This window comes from Streptomyces harbinensis, from assembly GCF_900116145.1.
GTDB lineage: Bacteria > Actinomycetota > Actinomycetes > Streptomycetales > Streptomycetaceae > Streptomyces > Streptomyces carpaticus.
Genome location: NZ_FPAB01000022.1, coordinates 1 through 8,159 on the forward strand (window position 1 = coordinate 1; position 8,159 = coordinate 8,159).

Here is an 8,159-nt window from a genome sequence, read left to right on the forward strand (position 1 = left end):
CGGTCAACGCATTGACCAATTCGACCGAGACAGGATCGGATACGACGATGCACCCACAGCAGCGACGCCAGGCGGGTGGGCCGTCGCGTGTCGCCTCGGACCGCTGCTGACCCAACTAATCCGCGCTGCCCCTCCAACTCCTCCGGCGGGGCAGCGCGCGGCCGGTATCAGATGCTCGTAAGCGAACTGGCAGGCAGCCGCCCCACGGTCATGCCCTCGGCCTCGATGTCGTACGTACGGGTGCGCACGTCCAGGCCGGTGCGGGGCGCCTCCACGGCTAGCCCAGGCTGTACGACCACCAGGACGTGAGCCGCCCCCGGTACGCCCGCCTGCTCCCCAAACTGGCTGAACAGCAGGTCCCCCGGGCGTTCTTGGCCGGGCTCGACGGGGGTTGAGATGGCGTGCATGTCCTGTGAGATGCGGACGGACAGGCGGTATCCCACCTGTTGCCACGCGTACACGATCAGGCCCGAGCAGTCGAAGCCGTCCGGGCCGGTGCCGCCCCAGACGTATGGCTTGCCCACCTGTTCTAGGGCGACCTGCAGCATGGCGGCGGTGGCGGCATCGGGCGCGGCGTGCACCGGGGTACACCCTGCGGTGCTCTCGCCGGCCGCCGCCACGATGCTGACCGCGTGCCCCTCGTGCTTGGCGTAGGCGTCCGGGAATCCGCTGCGTTGCACGGCCTGTGCTGCCTCGGTGAGCGGCATCCGTTCCCAGCCGGCCACCTGCAGCAACCCGGCGTAGAACTTGCTGCTGGAGTAGGCCGGGTCCATGATCTGCTCTACCGTGCCCCACCCCATCGATGGCCGTTGCTGGAAGAGACCCACCGAATCGCGGTCCCCGTAGTCGATGTTGCGTAGACCGGACTCCTGGAGGGCGGTGGCAATGGCGATGACCAGCCCTCGGGTAGGGATGCCCATCTCTCGGCCCGTCTGGATGATGATGCCGGCCATGTCCCGCTGGTGGGCGTCCAGGCTCGTGCCGTCGATCTCGGCCGGGCAGCTGATCGGCGCCATGTCGGTGCCTGCGCCAGCCGCTCCGCTATCGGTGGCGACGACGTACAGGCCGAGGATGCAGGCGCCAGCTACGGCGGCTGTGCCGGTGGTGAGCAGGCGCCGGACTGCTGGGGTGGCCAGCAGTCCGGCGGCGATGGGGGCGCCCATCTCAGGTCCCCGGCTCGGGCTGCGCGCCGGGTGAGATGCCGGACACGAGCCAGGTCTGACCGGCGGTGTAGCTGACCAGCGTCACGGAGAGCATCCCAGCATCCGTCGTGATGGCTGCTGACGTCCGGCCGGCCGTGCCGGTCTGGGTGATCTGTACCCGCTCCACCGTCGTCACAGAGATGTTGTCGGGGTGCCCCGTCTGGATCGCCTCCCTGAATTGGTTCGTGATATACGGCTCCATGCCCTCCATCCACTGCACGTAGTTGACGTCCTCGGCCGCCCAGGCGCGGACGAACGCGGCAGCGGTGTCCATCGCCGCATCGAGGTCCTGGCCGTCGTCGGGCTGCTGCTCCTGGCCGTCGTCGGCCTCCTCGCCTCCCCGGTCATCCTCCGTGCTGGGTGGAGGAGTTGGGCTAGGGCTGTCCACCGCGGCGCGCGCCGCCCGCTCCGCATCCCTAGCACCAAGCATGTTGACTGCGGCGACGGCCAGGAGCAGGACGATACTCAGACCGATGATGCGGCGTACCGAGTAGAGCGGCCAGCGCAGGATGGTGTGCAGGTCAGGCAGGTTAGGCACGGGGCCCCCCCTCATCTGGTGTGCTGCCGGTGCCGGTGCCGGTCACGTCGTATCCGCCGGTGCTGGGCCGGTAGATGACGAACACGGGGCCGTCCTCGGTTGCCTCCGGGGTCACGACGCGCGGGCCGGCGGAGGGCTGCGGGGCGTCCGGCTGGCTCGGCTGCGCGGTGCTGGCCGAGCTGCTGCCGGGGGTGAGAGCGGGGCGGGGCGGAGGAGCGGGCACCCGGGGGGGAGTAGCGGTCTCAGCCGCCGCCGGCCGCGTCTGCCGGGGCATCCGGTCCACGGCCACGCGGACGTCTGCACTGGCGCCGCTGCTCCTGGTGGTGTGCCCGCCGGCAGGCGCGTAGGGCGTCGTCGGGTCGGGCTCCTCATGCTGCTCGCGCCTCGCCGGCCGCCACACCTGGATGTCACCGCCGCCGTACGCGTCAGCCGTGCTGTCTCTGTCCCGCTCCACGGTGATGGTGGTGTCCGTCCACGGCGCCTCGTCCTCCCGCTCCGCGTGCTGCCAGCGGGACAGGTCACCGCCCATGCGGGCACCGTCGCTCTGCTCGGCCCGGGGCGGGGTGCTGGTGCGGCCGGCGGACACGTCGGCTCCCTCCTCGGGCCGCGCCTCCTCCGTCGTCTCAGGGCCGCGCCCCGCGTCGCCGGGCCGGAGCTGGTCGAAGTACTTCTTCAAGTGCCTCGCGTTCATCCTGCCCTTGGCGTAGCCGATGACCCCGCCCGCAACGGCGGCCTTGCCCTTGCCGAGTACGCCCATGCCGTCCGCCATGAACGGCTGGTTGGGGCTGACCATGGAGGTCATGCGGCGCAGGGGCCGGGTCATGCCCCAGAGCATCGCCGCCACAACGTAGATCAGCACGATCCCGAACCACATCGAGATGCCGTTGTCAGGGTCGAGGATGGCGCGGATCAGCCACACGTTGACGCCGGCCGCCACGGCGAACAGCGGCGCGTTGACCAACGCTGCGCCCACGCTCTTGCCGAGCGTCTTCATCGGGCCGGCGGTCCGCTGGTGCAGGGCAATCGGCGCGAGCACCGGCACGAACATGACCGCCATGCGCAAGATCAACAGGGCTGCGGCCAAGACGAACCCGGTGGCAATGGCAAACAGGTTGGCAGGGATCACGGCGATACCCGCCAACGCCGCCTCACCGAACCGGCTAGCGTCGTTGCCCGTCAGGTAGCCGTACGCCTCCGGGTCCGTCTCCTGGATGTGGTCAGCCAGGGCAACCCATGCCTGTTGCTTGGCCCGTACAACCTCCTGCCGCTGCTCATCGGGGAGCGCCGATTCAGTCCAGGTGAGGGCCTGCGCGTCCAGGAGCACAGGGCCGTACTCCTGGGCCGTCGCAGAGTCCGTGCTGCCCAGAGCGCCGGACAGCCAGCGGTCATAGAGGATGTTGCCCTGAATCAAGTTGCCTTGGGCGACGGCTGCCGCGCTCTGATCGCCGGCCGCTGTGCCGTCCACGGTGAGTGCCTGCTGCACAGCGCCCACAGTGCCGGTGATCGCCTCATCAGCGAACGCGCCCAGCTCCCTCGGGTAAGCCAGGACAGCGGAGGCCAGCGCGATGACGACACCAGCCCAGCCCACGGCAGTCAGGATGCCGGCCGTCTCCTTCTTCCGGGCCCGGAAAACGATGGCGACTCCCAGCAGGCCGACAGAGACAGGCAGCCAGGGAGCGTAGAGGGCAGCCCCAAGGTTGATCGTGGCGTCTTCGAAGACGTTGGACAGGCCGGAGGTGAATCCGTCGTTGGTGCTCTCCCTCTGGAGGGCGACACCCAAGCCCGTCCACCACTTGCCCCAGTCAAACACCATGTTGGCCATGCCCGTTTCGCCCCAGGCGCCGACGCCGCCCACGCAGCCGGTGTCGTAGGTGTGCCACTTCAGGCCGCCCATGCCGTACTGCTCGTACAACCGGCTCTGCCACTGCTCATCCGCCGGATCTACGGGGCCGCTGGTAGACGCAGGCGTCACGCCCCCGAACCAACCATGCATGCCAGCATCCGGCCGGGCCGGAGTCGGAGGCGCCTTGCAATCGGTCAGCGATCCCCAGTCCATCGCTGCGCCCCGTTCGCACCACACGCGGGTGGTGGTGGCCAGCAGCTCGCACCGGTCCGCCGGGTCTGCGCTCCCCCCGCCCCCGCCCCCGCCCCCGTCTTCGCAGAAGTCGCGTGCTGTGCCGTCGAGGATTTCGCATCGGGGGTCCGCGGTGGCGCTGGGCAGCGCGGTCAGGCTGAGCGCAGCGAGCATCGCGGCTGTGCCCAGCACCACCAGGAGGCGCCGCATCCAGTTGCTCACGATGCACCGCCGCCCTTGGAGAGGGTGACGTAGGGGTTCTCGGCCGGCGTCGCGGTGCGCTTGTGGGGGTTGGCGGTGGAGTCGAGAGCGTCCCGCAGCTGCGGGCGGTGGTCGAGGGTCACCGTGATGCGCTCGATCCCTCCATCACCATCGCTCCAAATGAACTCTCTGCTTCCGCGCCGCTGGTCACTGCCCCGGGTGCGCTGAGACAGGCCGGCCAGCACGGACTCGTAGCCGTTGCCGGGGTCGATTCCCAGCAGACGTAGCGCCGCCGCTTGGGCCTCTGCGCCCACCGTGCGGCCCACGAATACGGAGTCCACCCAGTTACTGATATCGGCGGTCAGAATGTCTCCAGCGTCTTGAGTCCCGTACAGGGCCCGAACGTTGTGCTTGCGCGAGTCACGGCCCGTCTTGCGCAGTAGCGCGCGGCCGGAGGACACGCGCAGCATCTCGTGACACTCATCCAGCCACAGCCCTTTGCGGTCCGACATGGGCCGGTCGTACACGCTGCGCTGCGCGTACCAGCCGGCCAGATAGAGCAGGGGCATGCTGTACTGCTCCTCAAGGGACCATTCGGCGCGGCTGCTGCCCTCAGTGGGCAGAGTGAGCCCACGCATGGACATGACCACCAGGCGATGATGAGCGCTCTGGTACCGGTCGTCACCGGCCTCCACACGCGGGAAGATCAGCTGCCCTTGTGGCAGCTCCGCTGCAGCCTCCAGCAACTCCGCGATGTCCCGGGCGTGCTCTTCAAGGCTGCCTTCCAGCTGCCGCAGGGCCGTGAGGAAATCGCGGGGGGATGCGTGGGTGGTGGCGTCCACGCGCCGCGCCGCCAGGTGTAGGGCGCGCTGTGTCATCTCTGAGTCGGTGATCTGTGAGCGCAGCAGCCCGCTCATCACGTCCATGCACAGGGTCTTGCGCTGACTCTGGGCGTTGGCCACAGCTGACCGGTAGGCGTCCTCGGCTGCGCTCTGGGGGTCAGACTCGTTGCGGTACTCCTCGGCATCCGGCCGGTAGTGGGCAGGGTCGGGGTCCGGGATGATTCGGAACGGGTTCAGGGTGCCCGGCTCGGCCCGCATCAGGTCGATGGCTTTGGAGTAGGGCCGTAGTTCGGGGAGGCTGCACAGGCGGGTCACCGGCCCCGAGGGGTCGAGCACGACCCACGGCACGCCCATGCGGGACGTGTTGTAGACGATTTGGCCGCAGAGCACCGTCTTACCGGCGCCGAGGGAGCCGACTACCGGCGTCAGCCCGGAGCTCTCCCGTACCTCTTGGCTGCGCCAGGGGTGCCACATCACCGGCCGCCGCGTAATGCCGCTCGTGAAGCCCAGGTTGGGGCCGTGTCGGTCGCCAACTTCCGCGCTGGCTGCGGGCAGAGCGCCGGCCAGCGTAGTAACCGGCATCCTCCTCTTGTGGGAGTCCACGGCCAGCGGCTCGGACGGGATGAACTCTCTCGCGAGCGTGTACTGTCCAGCTGGCCGGACCACGGTGACGCGAGGGGTGTACTCCTCGGTGAGCATCCGCACCCGGGCCCGCGTCTCCTCCGGGTCGCGCCCGGACACCGCGATCCGTACCCAGCACTGCACCCGAGTGGACAAGCCCGAGAAGTTCGACCGTACGTCGTCCTCAATGATCTGCCCGAGCGCACCCTGGCGAGCGAGACTCATGGGCTCGGCCACCCGGTGCTCAGCGTGGTGGTCGCGCTGCGCCTGGACGCGCGCAAGCTGGTCAAGTACCTCGCGGTTGGCCTCTTTGCCATCGCGGACATCGATCGTCGCCGACACCTCAGCGGGAAAGGGCAGCCGGTCAAGGCGCTGGAGCCAGGGCCCGTATCCGGACTCGGGGATGGCTGGCAGATCCATCTGCCCCAGCGTGGTCACGGTGACGTACCGCTCCACGCGCTGCCCGTCCCGCTCACCCGACACCTTGATGTGAGGGCTGTAGGGATCAGGCGCGGTCCACTCGATCCCCTCGGTCCACTCCGCGATGTCCTCCGGCGTCCAGACCCCGGAGGGGCGGGGCAGCACCACGGGCGCCGGCAGCCCGAGGCCGATCGAGCGCGTTAGGAGCCAGTCCATCGCGGCCGGGTCCGCCGGCCGCGCGTCCATGCCCGGGGCGGCCATGATCCGGTCCACGATGCCCGCTTGATCCGCGATGGCAGACGACTCCCGGGTGATCGCCGACCGCATCAGGCGTGCGCTGGAGCGGCCCGCGCTGCTCAACCGCCCGACCCTCACCCCGTAGTACACGATCTTGTCGTCCAGGGGGAGACGCGCGATCTTGCGCTGTTCCTCCTCTAGGTAGCGCTCCCAGCCGGGCAGCGGGTCAAGGGTGGCGTGGTGCAGTGCTTCGGCCCAGCGGTGTACCGGGTAGGGGCGGTGGGTGATGCGTAGGTGGATGCGCCGGCCGGTCAGCTCGGCTAGGCGCGTGGCGTGCGCGGTGATCAGCCAGTTCCGGTCAGAGTCAGTTCGGAACGACCAGCGCTGAGGGGCGGCTACGTACCATGCGGTGACCTGTCCGGTGCGGGACACGGCCAGATGTCCGATGACGTCGGTGAGCTGCAGCCCGGAGGAGTAGGCGCGGTCGCGGGTGTGGGTCTTGGTGGTCAGGAGTCGGTCCAGGAGCCGGCGGGCGGGCGGCCGGCCAGCTGGCTTCTTCTTGTGGCTCATGCTCATGTCGTCTTGCTCCAGGTCGTTGGGCAGTGCGCGATCGGTCAGCGGGTGCGTCGGACGCTGGTCAGGGACATCCGAGCCCGGGTAGCACCGGACCGGCCACGGCGAGGGGCTGTGATCTCGTGCCACAGCGTGGTGGCGGCCGATCGGATGGTGCGCTCGTGGTCTACGTGGTCCATCGCGCGCTGAGTGAGCCAGATCGCGGTCAAGAGGCCGAAGACCGCTGGCCAGAGGCCGACAATCCCGACCCACATCTCTACGGCGATGATGGCGCCGAAGACGGCGCCTCCGATGGCGTAGGCGCGGTAGCGCACCCTGAAAGGCCACGTCTGGCCACGCGGCCCCAGGAACACGTCATCCACCTGGTACAGCTCATCGTCGGTGTGCATCTGCATGGCAGTCCCCGCAGTTCAGGAGACAACGAGTTCGCGCAGCCACGACCCCAAGTCCTGAGCCAGGGTGCCGAACGCGAGCGAAAAGACGGCCAGCCCAACGCAGGCCAGGCCAACGATCTCCATCGTGCTGCCGTGATCCTTCTTCCTGGCGCTGAACACGATGATGGCGCCGATGAACGCAATGCCCAGCGGGATCGCGTTATCGGCCAACCAGTCTCGCGCGTTGAGGGTGCTGACGGTCACCTCAGCCAGCACCACGGAGGCCGGAGCCGCCGCGACGGCGGGCAGCTGGATGCCGCTGGTGGCGGCGCGGAGCTGGCGGCGCTCGCGCAGCTGGCGCATGTGGGCACGGATGGTACGGATACGGGTCACCTCTGAGTCCCCTCACTGATGGTGGATCAAGTCTCGTAAGTTTTACGAGATATGCGCCCCCTACTGTACGACGTTCCGGCCGCGTTGCGTAGTCGCGCGGGTGTGCTCTGTAGATGTGCCGCAGCGCCGCCCTACGATGGGTGCGCCATGTCTCGTAAAACTCACGAGACATGGTGCGGTTGGTCGGCGTGTCGCGGGACACCAGTGCGGCGCACGGCCTACACACCACCCCGGCGCAGGCGTTGACCTCTCCCCTGGTAACGGCTGCGCAGGTGCCGAGGATACCGACATCTCACCGGGAGCGAAACCAATATGAAAGGAGGGAAACGACCATGAACACCGGTCGAATAGGGGAACCGCCAGAGAAACAGAGAAGGCGAAACATGGCGACGTTACCAATTCATTGGGCATCCGAAAAATAGAAGGCATCGGAAAATCGGCCTTGCGATCAGAATTCCGAATCAGCTAGCCAAATGGAATTTGACTAAAGTCGCTATTCAGACCCCACCTCCACCGCACATCAGCCAGCACCAGGGATAGGAATCCGAGTGTCAAGCAAGCGGCGTGATCGCCCGAGTCGAATTCAATCGGACGGCCAGGAGGCCGGCCGTCCTGAATTCTCAGCTTCAGCGGATAACCGACGCGACAGCGACAACGACAGCGACGACAGGGCGGGGGCGACAC

Annotated in this window: 6 protein-coding genes; all 6 read right to left on the reverse strand. The window is 68.3% G+C overall.

All coding sequences use genetic code 11. The features are described 5' to 3' along the window. Positions 1–167: 167 nt before the first annotated feature. The 6 genes from BM385_RS28330 to BM385_RS26220 are packed head-to-tail and all read right to left on the reverse strand — an operon-like array spanning position 168 to position 7,445. The gene (locus BM385_RS28330) at positions 168–1,163 is read right to left on the reverse strand and encodes a C40 family peptidase (RefSeq protein WP_093844587.1); all 996 of its coding nucleotides are present in this window, start codon (positions 1,161–1,163) and stop codon (positions 168–170) included. A gap of 1 nt (position 1,164) precedes the next feature. Continuing rightward, positions 1,165–1,740 carry a hypothetical protein gene (locus BM385_RS26200; RefSeq protein ID WP_093844588.1) on the reverse strand — a complete coding sequence of 192 codons (576 nt, stop codon included), beginning with the start codon at positions 1,738–1,740 and terminating at the stop codon, positions 1,165–1,167. Beyond that, positions 1,733–4,036, reverse strand: coding sequence for a hypothetical protein (locus BM385_RS26205; protein ID WP_139275247.1), 2,304 nt, complete (start codon positions 4,034–4,036; stop codon positions 1,733–1,735). Before BM385_RS26205 ends, BM385_RS26200 begins: the two co-directional genes overlap by 8 nt. Next, positions 4,033–6,711: an ATP-binding protein gene (locus BM385_RS26210; protein ID WP_093844590.1), complete on the reverse strand. Its 2,679-nt coding sequence runs from the start codon at positions 6,709–6,711 to the stop codon at positions 4,033–4,035. Before BM385_RS26210 ends, BM385_RS26205 begins: the two co-directional genes overlap by 4 nt. A gap of 38 nt (positions 6,712–6,749) precedes the next feature. After that, positions 6,750–7,103, reverse strand: coding sequence for a hypothetical protein (locus BM385_RS26215; protein WP_093844591.1), 354 nt, complete (start codon positions 7,101–7,103; stop codon positions 6,750–6,752). A 15-nt stretch (positions 7,104–7,118) separates the two neighbouring features. Further along, a complete protein-coding gene (locus BM385_RS26220) occupies positions 7,119–7,445 on the reverse strand; it encodes a hypothetical protein (RefSeq protein ID WP_139275249.1) in 327 nt (108 codons plus the stop codon). Between the last annotated feature and the right edge of the window lie 714 nt (positions 7,446–8,159).

Coding starts and splice junctions, on each gene's coding strand:
- BM385_RS26220 (WP_139275249.1), bottom strand. CDS start 7,445: ATGCGCCAGCTGCGCGAGCGCCGCCAGCTCCGCGCCGCCACCAGCGGC.
- BM385_RS26210 (WP_093844590.1), bottom strand. CDS start 6,711: ATGAGCATGAGCCACAAGAAGAAGCCAGCTGGCCGGCCGCCCGCCCGC.
- BM385_RS26215 (WP_093844591.1), bottom strand. CDS start 7,103: ATGCAGATGCACACCGACGATGAGCTGTACCAGGTGGATGACGTGTTC.
- BM385_RS28330 (WP_093844587.1), bottom strand. CDS start 1,163: ATGGGCGCCCCCATCGCCGCCGGACTGCTGGCCACCCCAGCAGTCCGG.